General features: G+C 43.4%; 22 protein-coding genes. 7 read left to right on the top strand and 15 right to left on the bottom strand.

All coding sequences use genetic code 11. The features are described from left to right. Positions 1 to 22 precede the first annotated feature (22 nt). From ACMX2I_RS12480 to spoVK, 3 genes are all read right to left on the bottom strand, one after another. Positions 23 to 1,288 (bottom strand): aminotransferase class I/II-fold pyridoxal phosphate-dependent enzyme, encoded by a 1,266-nt coding sequence (locus ACMX2I_RS12480; RefSeq protein WP_414957107.1) that lies wholly within the window; start codon positions 1,286 to 1,288, stop codon positions 23 to 25. Between the two features lie 17 nt (positions 1,289 to 1,305). Further along, positions 1,306 to 2,568: a GTPase HflX gene (gene hflX, locus ACMX2I_RS12485; protein ID WP_367387408.1), complete on the bottom strand. Its 1,263-nt coding sequence runs from the start codon at positions 2,566 to 2,568 to the stop codon at positions 1,306 to 1,308. A 132-nt stretch (positions 2,569 to 2,700) separates the two neighbouring features. Then, entirely contained in the window at positions 2,701 to 3,669 is a 969-nt protein-coding gene (spoVK, locus tag ACMX2I_RS12490; RefSeq protein ID WP_148961936.1) for a stage V sporulation protein K, read from the bottom strand. 806 nt (positions 3,670 to 4,475) lie between these two features. Between spoVK and ACMX2I_RS12495 the strand changes: the two genes are divergently transcribed. After that, positions 4,476 to 5,243 carry an N-acetylmuramoyl-L-alanine amidase gene (locus ACMX2I_RS12495; protein ID WP_414957108.1) on the top strand — a complete coding sequence of 256 codons (768 nt, stop codon included), beginning with the start codon at positions 4,476 to 4,478 and terminating at the stop codon, positions 5,241 to 5,243. A 63-nt stretch (positions 5,244 to 5,306) separates the two neighbouring features. Here the strand turns inward: ACMX2I_RS12495 and ACMX2I_RS12500 are convergent, their stop codons facing one another. The 9 genes from ACMX2I_RS12500 to ACMX2I_RS12540 form a co-directional block, all read right to left on the bottom strand. Continuing rightward, on the bottom strand, positions 5,307 to 5,927 hold the full coding sequence (locus tag ACMX2I_RS12500) for a hypothetical protein (RefSeq protein WP_414957109.1): 621 nt from the start codon (positions 5,925 to 5,927) through the stop codon (positions 5,307 to 5,309). Positions 5,928 to 5,976: 49 nt separating this feature from the next. Continuing rightward, positions 5,977 to 6,966: a class 1b ribonucleoside-diphosphate reductase subunit beta gene (nrdF, locus tag ACMX2I_RS12505; protein WP_087991483.1), complete on the bottom strand. Its 990-nt coding sequence runs from the start codon at positions 6,964 to 6,966 to the stop codon at positions 5,977 to 5,979. A 17-nt stretch (positions 6,967 to 6,983) separates the two neighbouring features. Beyond that, positions 6,984 to 9,086, bottom strand: a complete 2,103-nt coding sequence (gene nrdE, locus ACMX2I_RS12510; protein WP_414957110.1) for a class 1b ribonucleoside-diphosphate reductase subunit alpha — start codon at positions 9,084 to 9,086, stop codon at positions 6,984 to 6,986. Beyond that, complete coding sequence (gene nrdI / locus ACMX2I_RS12515) at positions 9,046 to 9,438, bottom strand: class Ib ribonucleoside-diphosphate reductase assembly flavoprotein NrdI (protein ID WP_087991481.1); 393 nt, start codon at positions 9,436 to 9,438, stop codon at positions 9,046 to 9,048. Before nrdI ends, nrdE begins: the two co-directional genes overlap by 41 nt. A gap of 243 nt (positions 9,439 to 9,681) precedes the next feature. Continuing rightward, positions 9,682 to 9,912: a hypothetical protein gene (locus ACMX2I_RS12520; protein WP_003238362.1), complete on the bottom strand. Its 231-nt coding sequence runs from the start codon at positions 9,910 to 9,912 to the stop codon at positions 9,682 to 9,684. A gap of 81 nt (positions 9,913 to 9,993) precedes the next feature. Continuing rightward, positions 9,994 to 10,269, bottom strand: coding sequence for a YmzC family protein (locus tag ACMX2I_RS12525; RefSeq protein WP_414957111.1), 276 nt, complete (start codon positions 10,267 to 10,269; stop codon positions 9,994 to 9,996). Between the two features lie 198 nt (positions 10,270 to 10,467). Then, the gene (hfq, locus tag ACMX2I_RS12530) at positions 10,468 to 10,689 is read right to left on the bottom strand and encodes an RNA chaperone Hfq (protein WP_003221097.1); all 222 of its coding nucleotides are present in this window, start codon (positions 10,687 to 10,689) and stop codon (positions 10,468 to 10,470) included. 39 nt (positions 10,690 to 10,728) lie between these two features. Then, complete coding sequence (gene miaA, locus ACMX2I_RS12535; protein WP_414957112.1) at positions 10,729 to 11,673, bottom strand: tRNA (adenosine(37)-N6)-dimethylallyltransferase MiaA; 945 nt, start codon at positions 11,671 to 11,673, stop codon at positions 10,729 to 10,731. A gap of 99 nt (positions 11,674 to 11,772) precedes the next feature. Next, a complete protein-coding gene (locus ACMX2I_RS12540) occupies positions 11,773 to 12,186 on the bottom strand; it encodes a YmaF family protein (protein ID WP_414957113.1) in 414 nt (137 codons plus the stop codon). 89 nt (positions 12,187 to 12,275) lie between these two features. Here ACMX2I_RS12540 and ACMX2I_RS12545 point away from each other — a divergent pair, with 89 nt between their 5' ends. The 3 genes from ACMX2I_RS12545 to ebrB all read left to right on the top strand — a co-directional run bounded on the left by ACMX2I_RS12545 (position 12,276) and on the right by ebrB (position 13,352). Continuing rightward, positions 12,276 to 12,524: a hypothetical protein gene (locus ACMX2I_RS12545; RefSeq protein WP_087991477.1), complete on the top strand. Its 249-nt coding sequence runs from the start codon at positions 12,276 to 12,278 to the stop codon at positions 12,522 to 12,524. Positions 12,525 to 12,664: 140 nt separating this feature from the next. Further along, a complete protein-coding gene (ebrA, locus tag ACMX2I_RS12550; protein WP_087991476.1) occupies positions 12,665 to 12,982 on the top strand; it encodes a multidrug efflux SMR transporter subunit EbrA in 318 nt (105 codons plus the stop codon). Positions 12,983 to 12,998: 16 nt separating this feature from the next. Further along, positions 12,999 to 13,352, top strand: a complete 354-nt coding sequence (gene ebrB, locus ACMX2I_RS12555) for a multidrug efflux SMR transporter subunit EbrB (RefSeq protein ID WP_087991493.1) — start codon at positions 12,999 to 13,001, stop codon at positions 13,350 to 13,352. An 11-nt stretch (positions 13,353 to 13,363) separates the two neighbouring features. On the opposite strand, the gene ACMX2I_RS12560 is transcribed toward ebrB, so the two are convergent. From ACMX2I_RS12560 to ACMX2I_RS12570, 3 genes are all read right to left on the bottom strand, one after another. Further along, entirely contained in the window at positions 13,364 to 13,816 is a 453-nt protein-coding gene (locus ACMX2I_RS12560; protein ID WP_394714969.1) for an OsmC family protein, read from the bottom strand. Between the two features lie 74 nt (positions 13,817 to 13,890). Beyond that, a complete protein-coding gene (locus ACMX2I_RS12565; protein ID WP_414957114.1) occupies positions 13,891 to 14,598 on the bottom strand; it encodes a poly-gamma-glutamate hydrolase family protein in 708 nt (235 codons plus the stop codon). 278 nt (positions 14,599 to 14,876) lie between these two features. Beyond that, positions 14,877 to 15,110, bottom strand: coding sequence for a hypothetical protein (locus ACMX2I_RS12570; protein WP_087991473.1), 234 nt, complete (start codon positions 15,108 to 15,110; stop codon positions 14,877 to 14,879). A 221-nt stretch (positions 15,111 to 15,331) separates the two neighbouring features. On the opposite strand from ACMX2I_RS12570, the gene aprX reads away from it, so the two are divergent. From aprX to ACMX2I_RS12585, 3 genes are all read left to right on the top strand, one after another. Beyond that, positions 15,332 to 16,660: a serine protease AprX gene (gene aprX / locus ACMX2I_RS12575; RefSeq protein ID WP_414957115.1), complete on the top strand. Its 1,329-nt coding sequence runs from the start codon at positions 15,332 to 15,334 to the stop codon at positions 16,658 to 16,660. A gap of 108 nt (positions 16,661 to 16,768) precedes the next feature. Then, a complete protein-coding gene (locus tag ACMX2I_RS12580) occupies positions 16,769 to 17,593 on the top strand; it encodes an MBL fold metallo-hydrolase (RefSeq protein ID WP_414957116.1) in 825 nt (274 codons plus the stop codon). A gap of 78 nt (positions 17,594 to 17,671) precedes the next feature. Then, a complete protein-coding gene (locus ACMX2I_RS12585; RefSeq protein ID WP_087991470.1) occupies positions 17,672 to 18,028 on the top strand; it encodes a hypothetical protein in 357 nt (118 codons plus the stop codon). Positions 18,029 to 18,185: the final 157 nt, after the last annotated feature.

Below are 18,185 nucleotides of genomic sequence, written 5' to 3' on the forward strand. Positions count from 1 at the left end.
TTCAGTGAAATTTTTAAAAAATTTAAATTAATTGTTTTTCCATGAGTGAATCCACTGCACTGCAGATGGCATTCTTCACATGCGAATAGGTTAATCCTCCCTGAACATACGCTACATACGGCGGGCGGATAGGGCCATCTGCTGATAATTCGATGCTTGCTCCTTGAATAAATGTGCCCGCTGCCATAATGACATCATCTTCGTATCCCGGCATGTAGGCCGGATAAGGGGTCACGTGCGCATTGATCGGTGAGGCATATTGAATCGCCTGGCAAAAGGCAATCATTTTTTCTCTGTCATTAAATTCAACAGATTGAATCAAATCCGTTCTTTTCGCATCCCATTTCGGGTTTGAAGTGAAGCCCAGTTTTTCAAGGAATCTTGCGGTAAACACCGCTCCCTTTAAACTTTGCGACACAACGTGAGGCGCCAAAAAGAAGCCTTGATACATTTCTTGGAGCGAATAAAGAGATGCCCCTGCTTCCCTGCCGATGCCCGGTGACGTCATACGGTATGAGCAAGCTTCAATCCATTTCGCTTTTCCGACGAGATAGCCTCCTGTTTTCGCAAGACCTCCGCCGGGATTTTTAATGAGAGATCCCGCCATCAGATCGGCTCCGACATGGCAAGGCTCAAGCTCTTCTACAAATTCACCGTAACAGTTGTCCACAAATACGACCAGGTTTTCATTGATTTCTTTTACGAAACGGATCATTTCTTTTATTTCACTGATTAAGAAAGAAGGACGATTCGCATATCCCTTTGAGCGCTGAATGCCGATTACTTTCGTCTTCGGATTGATCGCAGCGGCGACTGCATCATAGTCTATTTTACCGTCTTCCGTCAGATCAACCGCATTGTAGCCAATTTGAAAATCCTTTAATGATCCAGCGTTTTCTCCGCCTCTGACGCCCACAATTTCTTCTAGCGTATCATATGGCTTGCCCGTGATATAAAGGAGCTCGTCCCCCGGTCTGAGAACACCGAACAAAGCAATCGAAATGGCGTGTGTGCCTGATATAATTTGCGGCCTTACAAGACCCGCTTCTCCTCCAAACACATCCGCATAAATGCTTTCAAGCGTGTCTCTCCCGATATCATCATAGCCGTATCCTGTAGACGGCGTAAAATGAGTGTCGCCTACTTTGTGTTTTCTATAGCTTTGAAGCACTCTCCATTCATTGCGCTCACTAATTTCTTCTATTTGTTTATGAACGCCGGCGATGTCCGCTTCCACTTCCATTGCCGTTTTTTTCAATAATTCTCCGTGTGTTAATGTGTCAAACATGTTTTTGTATTTCCTTCCTACATATACTTCTTTAATTCACCGATGATGCTTTGCTCTTCTTGTACATAACCTGATATGTCGTACCGTTCATTTTCTTCATCAAAGCAGAACCGGTCAACCATCGTTTCCGATTTGATTCTGGAAAGAAGCTTCCCTTCACTTGCCGGCACACGTGCTTCAAAAGACGTTAACAGCTCTTGGCGCAAATAGCGCTGAATCGCCTCTTTAAACGTATAAGCGTCTTCCTCAAATTTCGCACTGACCATAATGTGATCTCTCCCGGCCGTCGGAATAAAATCAGGCAGCTTTTGATCACGTTTATTGTAAGCCGTCAGCATCGGGATGCCATCGGCTTCAAGTTCCTCAAGCAACCGAAGCACCGTTTTTTCGTGTCCCGGGTAATCCTCATTTGAGGAATCAATCAAATGCAGGATCAAATCCGCTTCTTTGACTTCCTCAAGTGTTGACCGAAATGCAGCAATCAGTGTCGTCGGAAGATCCTGAATAAATCCTACTGTATCTGACAGAAGTACGCTGTAGCCGCTTGGCAGGACCATTTTTCTGGTCATCGGGTCCAGTGTGGCAAACAGAAGGTCTTCTTCATAGCTGTCTGCACTTGTCAAGCGGTTGAACCATGTAGATTTCCCCGCGTTTGTATATCCGACAAGCGCAATTTGAAGCACGCCATTTTTCTTTCTTCTTTCACGGTATCGGCTTCTATGGCGAGTGACAGTCGAAAGCTGTGTGTTGATTTCATGAATACGATTTCTGATATGGCGGCGGTCGGTTTCCAGTTTTGTTTCCCCGGGACCTCTCGCCCCGATTCCTCCGCCTTGCCGGGAGAGATTAATTCCTTGCCCCGTCAGACGCGGAAGTGCATATTGCAGCTGAGCCAGTTCAATCTGGAGTTTGCCTTCTCTCGTTCTCGCCCGCTTTGCGAAAATATCTAATATCAATTGCGTGCGGTCAATCATTTTCACTTCAATTGCAGTTGCCAATGACTTCAATTGACTTGGCGACAGCTCATCATTAAAAATAAGGAGATCAGCTTCAAGCTCTTCCACCAATGCCTTCAGCTCTTCTACCTTTCCTTTTCCTATATATGTAGCGGCGTCAGCCCTGTTCCTTTTTTGAGTGACGCTGGTCAATACGGTTCCGTCTGCTGTTTTTGTCAGAGATGCAAGCTCTTCCATAGAATTTTCAAAATGCTCATCCGTGATATGCGGCAGCTGACATCCGACTAAAATGGCTTTTTCCTGTCTTGTTTCCTGTTCGTTCAAATGGATGTTCCTTTCTTTTGCATATTGGGCAGTAGTATTATCATACCAAACCCTGCATGTGTATACCACAAATCGACTGCTTTGAAAAGTTAGAAATACAGCAAAAAACAGACCTCTCGAAAACTGAGAGGTCTATACAGAGCCAGACGCTTCTTCTTTAATGGAAAGATCTTGGCTTTTAATGGTCATCAAGTCGCTCTTTAAGTATTGATCGCCCATTAAAAGCCTCATGGCTTGCGCTCTGATCGATTTTTCGATCACATTTCTGACAAAACGGCCATTGCTGAATTTAATGGGACTTGTCGTGCTTTTCACTGTCATTAAGTAATCTTTCAATTTCCATTCCGCTTCTTGACTCAGCTGGTATTCTCTTTCTGCGATCATTCGTTTCGCTATCTCCATGAGCTGGGTGACAGAATAATCCGGAAAATCAATGGAGATGGGAAATCTTGATTGGAGACCGGGATTTAATGAGAGAAAATGATCCATCTCCCGAGAATATCCGGCGAGGATCAAAATAAACTCATGCTGTTTATCTTCCATATGCTTGACGAGCGTGTCGATCGCTTCTTTCCCAAAGTCCTTTTCGCCGCCTCTTGCCAGCGAGTAAGCTTCGTCTATAAACAAAATGCCTCCTAATGATTTTTTGATTAAATCTCTCGTCTTTTGGGCGGTGTGGCCGATATATTCCCCGACCAGATCAGCCCGCTCTGCTTCTATCAAGTGGCCTTTTGACAAGACATTCATTTCAAAGAACAGCCTGCCGATCAGCCGAGCAACCGTCGTTTTTCCTGTTCCCGGATTTCCTTTAAACATCATGTGCAGCGCTTGCTTCCCCACCTTCAAGCCTTGCTCCGCGCGTTTTTGGTTTACAAAAATCCAAGCGTATATTTCCTTGATGTTACGCTTCATTTCCTCCATCCCAACCAACGTGCTCATCTCTTTTTCCATTTCCTTTAAAATACCGTGCTTCGCTTCGTTTTTTTGCAATGCAGCTTGATATTCCGCCTCTGCCTCAGCATTCGTCAGCACCTGCTTTTGTCCGTTAAGAATAATGTTGATCTGTCCGTTGTTTTTATATGTCACAGCGCGCTCCAACATTTTCACCTCTCTGTTCTCTCTATATGATATTCAAGCGGATGCCCTTTGTGACAAACGCCTATCATGTGTCGAAACAATTGCTTTTATCGGGAATGATAAGGAATCTTGCGCTTTCCCGAGAAATACTTTATTTCTTATTGTATTCAAGGACATGGGGTGGACAAACCAAGAGATTTTGTTTTTAACAATTTTGTAAGGAACACCGGAGATATGCCTTTGACAGATAAACCTCATTATCACTATTTACTCAATATCAGGTTTCTATCATCCCTTGAGGGACATTTCCTATATCGCTTTTAACAGCTCAAACAAATTTGTCAGCGGAAGAGCCCACCAGAGCTCCTTCGCGCACCCTGTTTAGCATGGCGCTTTCGGTTTTGAACAGGAACCAAGCCAAAACTCGGTTAATTTGACGCCCTCATTCGGCCTAAGATGCCCGAGACATTTCTTTTTCTTCTATTAATAAAGAGATGTCTATCTTCAGCGACACGTTTTCGTTCCCTTTTTCTTCTCAGCATATAAGGAGCGCTGCGCATTCATTTACGTTTCAAATTCCTGATGCAAAGCCGAAGACCAGATGGAATCAGCGGAAATCAAGCCGCCCCCATCATACTAATACTCACAAACAAATGATTTTTTCACATTTTTCATTCAGAGAGAATCTGCTGTCGCTTCATGTTGAATTGTGCGCTTTCCCGAGAAATAATTTCCGCATGTGAAAGGGTTATTTCCTTATTTTTCAGACGAATGATAATCGTACAAGCAGAAGTCGTGTTTTTTCATATCCTGTAATGAGGTGATAGAGAATGGTTAAAATTTTTATTGACGCTGGCCATGGCGGCTCTGATCCAGGCGCAACAGGAAATGGCCTTCAAGAAAAAACGTTAACCCTGCAAATCGCTTTAGCTTTGCGTACGATATTGACAAATGAGTATGAAGGCGTTTCTTTGCTGCTGAGCCGGACAAGCGACCAATATGTCAGCTTAAGCGACCGGACCAATGCTGCAAATAACTGGGGTGCAGATTTCTTTTTGTCCATTCACATTAATGCCGGGGGAGGCACAGGTTTTGAAAGCTATATTTACCCGGGTGTGGGGGCCCCGACGACGATTTACCAATCTGCGATTCACTCTGAAGTGATACAAGCTGTCAACTTTGCAGACCGCGGCAAAAAAACAGCAAACTTCCACGTCCTAAGGGAGTCGGCAATGCCTGCCCTATTGACTGAGAACGGGTTCATTGATACCGTAACGGATGCGAATAAGCTGAAAACAAGCAGCTTTATTCAAAGCTTAGCGAGAGGCCATGCAAACGGATTGGAGCAAGCCTTTAAGCTTAAAAAGACCTCCAGTTCAGGCTTATATAAGGTTCAGGTCGGCGCATTTAAAGTAAAAGCGAATGCGGACTCACTCGCAAGCAATGCCGAAGCTAAAGGCTTTGACACGATTGTCCTTTTAAAGGACGGATTATACAAAGTACAGATTGGCGCATTTTTATCCAAAGCCAATGCAGACGCCCTTGCCACTAGAGCGAAAAATGCCGGCTTTGACGCGATTGTCATTCTAGAATCATAATCGAGAGGCGGACGAGCGTCTCATAAAAAACCCCGGCTCCTCATCACGAGAAACCGGGTTCTATTATTCAAGAATATCAACAACAAATTGAGACCATGTTTCCAGACGGTTATAGATGTCGTCCCGTTTTAATTCAGAGACTTTCATCCATTTTCCCGCAATTTGCTCTTTCTCTTTGACTTCCACTTGTGAACCAGACTTTAATTGAAGCGCAGACAGAATACCGATATGCACTTTGCCGACACTGTTCTCATCATCATTGATGAGCCCCAGAGTGACAATCGCCTGTTTATCCTCTTCGTTGATTTGCAGTTCTTCGTCAAGCTCACGGTCTGTGTTCAGCTTTAAGACTTCTGTAAATGAAGCCGCTCTTTCAATGGAGTTCATATGACCTCCAAAGCCGAGAGAAAGTTTATTGTGCAGACGTGATTCTCCGCCGCCAGCCAGCCGCTCGTAAAGGAAAACTTCATCTTCCCGCTTAATGACGACATAAGGAATCGGCTGCTTATAATGAGGATCTTCTTCTGCATCTCCCCTTCTCATTTCACGATAGCCCGCTTCGATCTGAGCCATGATTTCTGCTACTCTGCTATCTTCACTGTTCACACCCTGGAAGGTTAAGCTTTCTTTCTTAAACACGGCATCGCGCGGGGCGACCAATATTATTTCGTCCATTTTTCCCATGATTACTGCGTCCTCCTCATTTGTACCTTCAAGCCGAAAAGAGCAGATATTAGATCTGCTCTTTTTCATCTCCAAAATAAAAGTCATCGTCTTTGAGCGGCTCAACTGTCGCTTTTTTATAACCGTTACCCTTCATAGAGAAGAAGTCATGTGATTTTGTTTTTGTATTTAATCCATTTAAAACGATCGGGTTAATGTCTTCCTCTTCAAAGTATGGATCGAATCCAAGGTTCATCAGCGCTTTATTGGCATTATAGCGGATGAATTTCTTTACATCGTGTGAGAGTCCAACTTGATCGTACAAGTCCTCTGTATACTCAAGCTCATTTTCATATAACTCATCCAGAAGGTTGATCGCAAACTCGCGAAGCTCTGCTTTTTTCTCTTCTGTCTGCTTATTATAAATTTCCTGAGCAAGCAGACCTACATAAACGCCGTGAATCGCTTCATCACGAAGGATCAGGTTAATGATTTCACCGCTCTGCATCAGTTTTCCTTGTCCGTAGAAATATAACGGATAATAGAAACCGCTGTAGAAGAGGAAGCTTTCCAAATAGACGGAAGCAACCATCGCTTTGAATAGTGAAATCTCATCATCTTTTTGAATGGCTTTGTAAAGTCCGACGATGACTTGCGCTTTTTTCTGCAAATATTTATTTTGCTTAACCCATTCGAATACTTCATTAATCGTTTCAGTCGGTGCCAGGGTCATGAAAATATTAGAGTACGACTTCGCATGGACAGCGTTCTCCATCATCGCCATAAAGTTCAGCACCGCTTTCCGCTGGTGGCCGTCTACGTGTTCAGCCACGATCGGCATCCCCGTATTCCCCTGCTCTGTATCAAGAAGAGTCAGTCCGGCCAGTACCTTCATATAAGTGTCCTGCTCGTTTTTCCCGAGGTACTTCCATGTGAGGAGATCGCCGTTTAAAGCAATCTCTTCCGGAAGCCAGAATTGTTTCACGTTTTGGTTATAGAACATTTGGGTAAAATCGTCTTCATGCTTTGACCAGTTTGCTGCGTCATAAATTTTCGTCACTATAAACTCTCCTTTAATCAAACAACACAAGAAAGGCAGCTGTCTTGCCCAGTATCTTTCGTTCTTGCATAGTAAATGGTTTTAATTCCTCTGTGATGTGCATACAGATCGATTCGGTTTAAATCACGAGTCGTCATTGTATCTTTTAAGAACAACGTGAAGCTGATTCCCTGATCAATGTGCTGCTGGATAGTCCCGATCATATCCACAACCTTAAACATGTCCATATCATAGGCTTCTTTATAGAAGAACCAGTTATTAGATGCAAGCCCAGGCATTGGGTAGTACGTTTTTGAGTTCCCGTATGTTCTTTCTTCAATCCGTTCCATAATCGGCATGACAGACGCCGTGCTTGATTGAACGTATGAGATAGAGCCTGTCGGCGCAATGCATAATCTGTAGCTGTGGTACATGCCGTGTTCAGCCACAAATGCTTTTAGCTTTTCCCAGTCCTCTGTTGTCGGGATATGCATACCTTCAAATAGAGTAGCGATTTTTTCGTGTTTCGGTGAGAAATCTGTTGAAACGTATTTTTCGAAATATTCACCTGTCGCATAGGTTGATCCTTCATATTGATCAAACGTTTCGCCCTTCTCTTTTGCGATTTCCGCTGAGCGCTGGATGGAGTAGAAATTCACCATCATAAAGAACGTGTTTGCAAAGTCACGCGCTTCCGGACTTTCATACGCAATGCCGTTTTGCGCAAGATAGCCGTGAAGGTTCATAGCGCCGAGACCGATTGATTTCATCGCTTTATTTGCCCGTCTTACAGCAGGCGCGTTGCGGATATCAGTCGTTTCAGACACATGTGTTAAAGAGTCTGTCGCAAGCTTAACCGTCTTTTCGATTGATTTGTGCTCCATGACATTGAGAATGTTAAGTGAACCCAGGTTGCAGGAAATATCCAAACCAATTTCATCTTCTACGTCATAGTCTGTGTATGAAGAAACCTGTGATGCCTGAAGCACTTCAGAGCAAAGGTTAGAAAATTTCACCTTGGAAATATGGTTATTCGCATGCACTTTATTCACGTTATCTTGGAACATGATGTATGGATAGCCTGATTCAGAACGAAGCATCGCCAGTTTTTCAAGCAATTTCCGCGGGTTGATTTTTTCCTTTTTCACCCGGGGATTGTCGACAAATTTGTCGTACATTTCGTTCATGTCCAGCTCATCCATATGCTGGCCGTACTCTTTATAAATCGTGTGCGGATAAAATACGTAAGCCGCTTTGTCCTCACGCGCAAGCTCAACGAATTTATCCGGAATGACAACACCGATAGAAAGCGTTTTGACACGTACATCTTCATCCGCTGAAATCTTTTTCGTATCAAGAAAATCATTGATATCGCGGTGGAATATGTTTAAGTACGCCGCTCCAGATCCTTGTCTTTGTCCCATTTGGTCAGCGTAGCGGAACGCATTATCAAGGAGCTTCATCACGCCTACAACGCCTTTTGTGGCATTTTCAACATCTTTAATGGCTTCACCTTTGGCGCGAAGCTTGGACAGGTTAAGAGAAACCCCGCCGCCCAGCTTAGAAAGCTGCATGGAGATATCGATCGCTCTTGAAATGTCGTTTAAAGAATCATTGACTTCGAGCAAGAAGCAGCTCACCAGTTCACCGCGGCGTTTTCTGCCGGCGTTCAAAAATGTCGGTGTGCTCGGCTGATATTCCTGATTGATCATCAGGTTCACATATTCTTTTGCTTTCTCAGTGTCGCCGTTTGCGAAGAACAGCGCAACAATTGAGATTCGGTCCTCATAACGCTCGAGGATTTTTTTCTTGTCATTCGTCTTCAAAGCATAGTCATTATAGAATTTAAACGCACTCATGAAGGAAGGAAAACGAAACTTCTTAGCGTAAGCTGTCTTAAACACGTCTTTAATGTCTTCAAAAGAATAAAGGCTTAAGAATTCCTCTTCGTAGTATTGGTTTTCAATCAAATAATCCAGCTTCTCTTTTAAGTCGTGAAAGAAAACTGTGTTTTGGTTGATATAATCTACAAAATAGCTATGTACAGCCTCTTTATCCTTATCAAACTGGAATTTTCCATCTTTTTGGATCATGATTTCGTTATTTAACTGGATCCATTTTGGCACTTGATTTTGTGACAACTCTTTCTACCTCCTGAGTAAACAATTCAACGTCTTTAGATGTGCCGCTGAGTTCAAATTTGTGCAAGATCGGCACCTGATATTGTCTTGAAATGGTATCGGCGCTTTTTGCAAAGTTATCGCCCCATACTTTATTGCCGCTCGCAGCGACTCCTAATAAAAGATGGGCGTATTTTTCGAGAAATGATTGTGTTGATGCCGGTACCTGACCGAAGTTCGTCGTGTAGGTGACCAAAACAAACGGAGTGTCCATGTGGTCAATGTCGTCCACCTTGCGTATCTGCTGAAAGTCTATTTTATTCACAAACCGCTGAACATTCCCTGTTTTCGAATCAAATATGATTTGTACCACGTTTTATCACGACCTATCAAAAAATATGAATCTCTCATCACTAACACTATATATAGTATACTATCCTCTAACAAAAACACAATATATAGATTTGTTTTCGTGAAAAATTCATATTTTGATCAAATCAGGCAAATGGGCAGGCTCATCAGGGCCCAAAAAAGAGAGCAGAACGAGAATGATCTCTCGTCCTACTCGGGGTGTCGTTTTTAAGCCGATGTATATCATAACATGAAAAAAAACTGCTTAGTAGTCTAGATTTTTTTTTCTTAAGCTATCACAGCATTTTTCGCTCTCTACTGTTTCTTCTATTTCAACATCCGCACCGATCTCTTCTAAAACCGCCTTCAAGGCGCTGATAATTGACGCTTCTCTGATTAATTCTTTTCCGTTCACAATGATGCTTGTTCCGTACTCATAGCAAGAATCATCTTCGCAAATTTCTTCCCAATGATTCACGATCACTTTATGCTTCATGTTTTCACCCTCTGTTTGATCTGTGTCTGTATTTAGTTTAGCGGGTAGCATCCGCTTTGTAAATTCGGATGCTTGTGAATTTTATTCAAGCTCATCATCATCCGAATATTCTTTTTTCAGCTTTACCTCATTGCGGGACTCATTATACTCATAAATTTTGATATAGCCGTCCTCCACAACGCCAAAATGATTATGTTCAAGAGGAAACGAGGTTGGCTGAGGCGTTTCATAACCTGAATTGCCGCTGTCTGTTTCAATGATGGTGTCTTGATTCCGGCACGCCCCGAACAGCAAAAATACGGCTATCCACACAAGCGCAATCCTGATCCGTCTCAGTTCTGTCTCACTTTCAAACAAGGTCGCGTCACTCCCAGATTCTTTTTTATACATAATATACCATTTAAATTCACATATGTTGATCTCATAAAAAAAGACCGTGCCTTGGCATGGTCAGCTTACAAAAAGGCTTGGAAAACGAAAGTGGATCAATTTTAAAAAATGGCTGCCGGAATTCCCCCGACAGCCTCCCCATGCCTTAACATGGTATTTTTTGATCTATTCGAGTTCAAGCTGGACGTTTTTTTGCGGCGCAAACGTTGAGATCGCATGTTTATATATAAGCTGCTGCTTCCCTTCCGATTCCAGCAATACGGTAAAGTTATCAAAGCCTTTCACCTGGCCCCGCAACTGAAAGCCATTCAGCAAAAAAACAGTGACATACGTATTTTCTTTCCGGATTTGATTCAAAAACTGATCCTGAATATTAATCGGTTTCATGTTTCGTCCTCCTTGATTCTCTATATCATACAGTTTCGATTAAAGTTCGAGTTTTCCTGCTATATGTGTGAAAATTTCCTTTTTTTTCAGCTCCATATCAACGGGTGGTGTCATATCGAACCAGGTCACCTGCATTTTGTTGCGAAACCATGTCAGCTGGCGTTTCGCATACCGCCTTGAGTTCTGCTTCAATTGATCGACGGCATCAGAAAGCGTCACAAAACCGTCAAAATGTGCAAATAGCTCCTTATAGCCTATCGCTTGAATCGATTGACAGTCCCTCACATTCCTGTCGTAGAGGCGTTTCACTTCCGAAAGAAGACCTGCCTCCATCATCATATCAACACGCTGATTAATTCTAGCGTAAAGCGTGTCTCTATCCATTGTCAGCCCGATTAACACTGCATTGTACAGGAGTTCTCGTTTTTGCTCCTTCAAATGCTGAGACATCGTTTTTCCAGACGTATGTAAAATTTCCAGCGCGCGAATGACTCTTCTCGTATTATTCGGATGAATCGCAGCAGCTGCCTCTGGATCTGCCGCAGCGAGTTTGGCATGAAGAAAGTCAGCGCCTTCCCGCTCAGCAGCCATTTGCAGGCTCTGCCGAAACGCAGGATCGTTCGCCTCTTCCGTAAATGTATAATCGTAAAGCACAGATTGTATGTAAAGCCCTGTACCGCCGACAATCATCGGAAGCTTTCCTCTTTTGGCAATCTCGCTGATTTTGTTTCTCACTAAGCTTTGATAATCTGCGGTGGAGAAGGAATCTCGGGGATCTAAAATGTCAATCAGATGATGAGGCACTCCCTCCATCTCCTGTTCGGTGATTTTAGCTGTTCCAATATCCATCCCTTTATAAACCTGCATCGAATCTCCGCTGATAATTTCCGCGTTCAAGGATTTAGCCAGCTGAATACTTAAATTTGTTTTCCCCACTGCCGTCGGCCCTACTAAAATGACAACGGGCTGCTTCGTATTATTCAATATGTATCACTCTCTTTTATAAATCTCCCCCCATTATATCATTCATCATGTACAACCACCTATCCATTTTGCCCTTTTTTTGCATCGGTAAACATCCTTCTACCAGCCGAGCGGCTCATTGCCGACGATTTCTCTCGTCTTTCCTTTCAGGGCATGCCGATGCGTTTTTCTTCCGTCATCATTCGGGTCATACACAACGCCTCCGTACCGGATCTCAATCGGCTCATTATAGGCCAGATACGTCGTTTCTTCGATTTCGTGGTAATGGGTGCCGTCTGTCCGGGGAATCGCAGGGCCCGAGATTCCGTAATACCGGTGAAAGTGTCCGTTTTCAAACGACGTAATCCCTGAAAAGTAGTGTGTATGCTGATCTGTGTTCGATCCGTTTGCCGGCTGAGTAAACCCTTCAATGAGATGATAATGTCCCTGTTCTCTGGTCGTCTTGGCAAGATAAGCATGTACGTGAGGCGGCGCTTTTGACCAGTCAGATGGATACAGGCCCAATGTGTTCACACCCCTTCTTTTTCATCAAACGCCCAATCAAATCCGGGTAGGCTGAATACACTGCATCATCTACACTTTATGACAGGAGGAAAGAAAACATGAATGAGGTAGATCATTATTTCACTGCTGCAGATACAAGGATCATTGGAAGGCCTTACGGATTCGGAAGGCCATTTGGGTTTGGAAGACCTGGATTTGGCTATGGATTTGGTTTTGGCCGGCCATTTGGTTTTTTTGGAGGGCCGTTTATCGGAGGCCTTGCAGGTGGGCTTATAGGAAGCGCTTTATTTAATCCTTATTTGTATGGCGGATATCCCTACTATCCTCCATATCCTTATTACTATTAAGCACAACAGACCTCTTAAAAAGGGGTCTTTTTTATGGGACCGGAAACGAATCTCTTGACTCATTGTTAGGCATACACTACTATTTTTCTAGCTGACGATTTTATGATCTCAAGACACATTTGAAGTGAGGAGCATTTACGATGTTAATAGGATACATATTCCTCACGATTGCCATATGCTCGGAATCAATCGGAGCGGCCATGCTGAAAGTGTCTGACGGCTTCAAAAAGTGGAAGCCCAGCGCCTTGGTCGTGATTGGCTATTTCATCGCCCTTTACATGCTGTCACTCACCTTAAATCATATCCCCCTCAGCCTCTCGTATGCAACTTGGAGCGGTGTGGGCACGGTGCTGACGGCAGTGATCGGAGTGAAATGGTTTCAGGAAGAACTGAACGTGAAAGGACTTATCGGAATCCTTTTATTAATTTCAGGAGTTGTGTTGCTTAACTGGCAGTAAGGGAGTGTTGATGATGATGAAAGGATTTCTTTATTTGGCTCTTGCCATTGTATCTGAGGTTTTCGGGAGCACGATGCTGAAGCTTTCAGAAGGATTTACACAAGCGTGGCCCATTATCGGAGTCATTGGCGGATTTCTTTCTGCTTTTGCCTTTCTAAGCTTTTCTTTAAAAACATTAGACTTATCAAGCGCGTATGCGACATGGTCGGGTGTTGGAACGGCGCTTACAGCCATTGTCGGATTTTTGCTTTTTGGCGAAACCATCAGTTTAAAGGGAGTATTCGGGCTCACGCTTGTCATTGCAGGCGTCGTCGTTTTAAATCAATCGAAAGCCCCTGCTGAAGAAAAAAAACAGACGGTCTGTGAGTGACCGTCTGTTTTTTATTCACCACTCCGTTTTACAGAGGCTTCAAGCTGCACCTCGACATTTCCTTGAATGGCGCGTGAAATCATGCAAGACGACTCCGCCTTTTCACAAAGCTTGTGCGCCAATGCGACATCCTCTTGTGAAGCATCTTGTTTGAGCACGACGGAGGGGCGGTGAATGATCTTTTTGTATGTAAAGACTCCTTTGGTGACGTCGACAATACCTTCTGACTCCATCTGCAGGTCTTCTTTTTCCAGCCCGCTTCTTTCCATCATCGCAGCAAGTGTAATAATGTAACAGGTTGCTGCCGCCCCGAGAAGCATTTCATCCGGGTTGGTCCCCTCTCCCGGTCCATCCATTTCTTTAGGAATGGAAATAGATGTGATGAGGTTTCCGCTTTCGATCGTACCAACGTCGTTGCGTTTACCCGGCCAGTTCGCTTTTAAATAAAAATGATGATCTGCCATCGTCTGTTTTGCCTCCTTTAATGATCCTATTTCAGTCTACTGATCTTCTCTTATTTTGTCTTCTTGTCTGCTTGTTATGAATACTCTTGTTCAAGGACACTGTTGATTGCACGGACATAATCATAAAATTCACTGTTCTTTGTGTATTTCCTATTTTTATAATAAAAATCATCGAAAAATGCTTCTCTCTGCTCGCGGCTGATTTCCAGCTGGATACTCAGCCCCGTTTCCCCTTTGTTGTTAATGTTTTCGGCATTCAATCCAGCAAGGCCGCTTTTAGATGACGCTAACTCAGCTGAAAACCCTCTTCTCTCGAGGGCCCTTACGATCATTTTCGCACGCTTTCGGTCTGTGCCTCCAACAAGTGTATTCTTGCTTTCCCCTTTATATCCGTGAAAAGCCACAACATATTGATGCTCCGTGATTTTTTTTCTAGCCAATGGCTCATCAAAGTTGGTGCTTGTAATATGCAGTGTTTGGTTATCGTGTGACTTTAAGCCTTCAAACAGGTATGTAGAGTATTCATTATTGAAATACCGCACAAGCTCACTTACTCCGCCTTCAATTCTTCCGCCATGCGGAGACATAATTAAGACTTTGCTTCCTTTTTTTTCATTATAAGAAATATCATAATTGGCTGGGCTCTCATTTTCTGCCAAGCTGCTGAAATTTGAATATGTATCTGGCTGATTAGATGGTTCAGGTTCTAATGAGTAATGAACATATCTCAGAAATAAGACAATGGCTAAGACTAATATGACATTTAGTAAAAATCTTCTCATGTTTAACTCCTTTCATAAGAATGGCGCGGTTCATTATATGAGGTTTAGCCAATAGGTTTTATCTTACCATTGTATACACTATATCATCAGTGAAAAAGTTCCCGGTTTCAAAAAATCAATTGATTGTCACGGTTAATAGTGGTTCGTTTCAAATATGAGTGAAAAAAGATTGAGAGGAAAGACAAAAAAGGTAGGAACAACCTCACTTGGCAAATACATGTATAGAGGTGTAAGGAGATTTTTTAGCAGCTGTCCGGCATGCTGAGACGGACAGCCTGTTATCGGCCTGAAAAATGGAAGTTTTGCTTATTTGTTCTCACAAAGTCACAAGAGAGAATAGAGTCTAACAAAAACGTTCTGATCTGTTGTTTCGAAAAACAAAAAGCTTTGATTTGCGTTTTGCTTTTCTGCCTTACAATAATTGTTCTTTTACTAATCGTTCCGTCTTTCTTCATATATATAATGCTGATTGGCATTTGGCTTTCTAAAGACCGATGTAAGAAGAAATTCATACGTTGTTCTCTCCTTGCCAGTTTGATGACAACATTATAATACGAACAAATGTTCTTTTTCAATCCCCAATGATTGCCTCCTCTCCTGAATCTTTCGTATTTGATTCAAAAGATTCATTAAAACCAACTCTTGTCCGCTTACTATGAAGGACAAACAAACTTACCAAACCTATCATCCGTTCATAGAGTATACAGAATACCTTATAATAGGAGGAAAATACATGTTTGGGTACTCTATGGTACAAATGGTGAGAGCAAATGCTCATAAGCTAGATTGGCCGTTACGGGAAAGCGTCTTGCAGCTTTACAAGCCCTTCAAATGGACTCCTTGCTTCTTGCATCAGTTTTTCGAAACCAAATTGAAAAACCGAAAAAAATTGTCGGTCATTATTGAATTTGAGGAAGGCTGTCACGAGACCGGCTTTCAAATGGCTGGAGAGGTGCTGCAAAAAGAAAAACGCAGCAAGCTAAAAAGACGCTTCAACACAATCAATTGCTGCAGCGCGGAGGTGACCCCACAAGCGCTAGATTTACTTCTTTCTGAATGCAGTGATATCCGCAAAGTGTATTTAAACCGTGAAGTCAAAGCGCTTCTAGACACGGCAACCGAAGCAAGCCACGCGAAGGAAGTTGTCAGAAACGGGCAAACCCTGACAGGAAAAGGTGTTACTGTCGCTGTTGTCGACACAGGAATCTACCCGCACCCTGATTTAGAAGGCAGGATTATCGGATTCGCCGACATGGTCAATCAAAAAACTGAGCCGTATGATGATAATGGCCATGGCACACACTGTGCAGGTGATGTCGCCAGCAGCGGCGCATCCTCTTCCGGCCAATACCGTGGACCTGCGCCTGAAGCCAATCTAATCGGCGTAAAGGTATTGAACAAGCAAGGTTCAGGAACATTAGCGGACATTATTGAAGGTGTAGAGTGGTGTATTCAATATAATGAGGATAATCCGGATGAACCGATCGATATTATCAGTATGTCGCTCGGGGGCGATGCGCTTAGATATGATAATGAACAGGAAGACCCGTTAGTCAGAGCGGTTGACGAAGCGTGGAACGCTGGGATTGTCGTCTGTGTCGCTGCCGGAAACTCTGGGCCTGATCCACAAACCATTGCAAGCCCGGGCGTGAGCGAAAAGGTGATGACAGTAGGTGCCCTTGACGATAACGATACCGCAAGCAGCGATGATGATACGGTCGCTTCCTTCTCAAGCCGCGGGCCGACAGTATACGGGAAAGTAAAGCCCGATATTTTAGCGCCGGGTGTTGATATCATTTCCCTTCGCTCTCCAAATTCTTATATCGATAAGCTTCAAAAGTCAAGCCGTGTAGGATCTCAGTACTTTACAATGTCAGGAACATCGATGGCAACACCAATATGTGCAGGAATCGCAGCTTTAATCCTGCAGCAAAACCCGGATCTTACACCTGATGAAGTGAAAGAGCTTTTGAAAAATGGCACGGACAAATGGAAAGATGAAGATCCGAATGTTTACGGCGCGGGCGCTGTCAACGCAGAAAATTCCGTTCCCGGCCAATAGACAGCTTCATAGAGCCGGCAAATCTCTCAGTAGACTTGCCGGCTTTATATTTTCAAATTTCATAATAATGGGATAAAATATAGAAAATAAATGAAGGGAGTGACAGAAATGCCATATTATATCTGCGAGACATGCGGTGTACAACATGCGCAAACAGTAAATCCGCCGGACTCATGTCTGATTTGCGATGACGAAAGACAGTATATTCATCCGGATGGACAAGCTTGGACAACCCTTGCAGACATGCGTGAAAAAGGAAACCTTCAAAACATCCTCAAAAAAGCAGAAGAACATCTTTACAGCATCAAAACTGAACCAGAGTTTGCGATCGGACAAACAGCATATTTGATCCAGCATAAGGGCTACAACGTGCTATGGGATTGCATTTCATATCTTGACGAAAAGACAATTAAGCAAATCGACGAATTAGGCGGAATTCAAGCTATCGCTCTGTCTCATCCTCATTATTACTCTGCTCAGGTGGAGTGGGCTGAAGCGTTTCAGGCCCCGATCTATATTCATGAGGACGACAAAGAATGGGTGACAAGGCCAAGCAATCACACTCAGTACTGGTCAGGGGAAACGCTCAAGATGAAGCCAGGACTGGACCTTTACCGCTTGGGCGGACACTTTAAAGGCGGTGCTGTTCTCCATTGGCGCAACGGCAATGAAGGGAAAGGCTGTCTATTGACCGGGGATATCATTGCGGTTGCGGCCGATCGGAACTGGGTCAGCTTTATGTACAGCTATCCAAATCTCATTCCCCTCCCCGCCTCCAAAGTTGAAGAAATAGCAGCCAAAGTGAAACCGCTTCAATTTAACCGGATTTATAATGCTTTTTCAAAAGTTGTCAAAGAAAATGCCGACGACGCGGTCCAGCGTTCTGCCGTACGTTATATCAAGGCACTGAACAACAAGTTGTTTCATACATAAAGGGCGAGGCGGCTCTTTTCCGTGTAAAAGATGCAGCAATTGGGAATAGTATCGTGTAGATCAAAAGGAGGAATATTGATGGCACACCCGAATACACAGCTTTCTCAATGGCTGGAATCAAAAGTCGGCCAAACACTTGATATTAGAAAAGGTGAATTGACCCATGATGAAGAGATTTCTGACTTGGATCAGATTGTTCTCCACCTTGAAAAAGTGGGGATACGCAGCACCAATCATCCTGATGACTATGTTGCAAATGAAGAACTCGTTTTAGAAGGCGAAGGAACAACATTCACAGAAGAAGGCAACATACCGCTTCCGCAAAACGCCTATGAGATTCCTTTATTAGGTGATATTCATATTCACCAAGAAAACGAAGGATTGAAGGTCGTAACAGATCGTGCAGTCTATACATTTGATGTCCAGCACAGCTGACGGTCACTTTCATCAAAATCATACAGCTTAGCGCCTTTGAGCTATCATTCAAAGGCGCTGCTTTACATGAAGCCACTTTTTCATTTTTTCGTTCTTCACCCTATTGAATGACGCCTAAAATAGATATATAGTTTTAGAGACAGGATTAAGTTTCAAA

Source organism: Bacillus sp. SW14, assembly GCF_047608225.1.
Classification (GTDB): Bacteria; Bacillota; Bacilli; order Bacillales; family Bacillaceae; genus Bacillus; species Bacillus subtilis_G.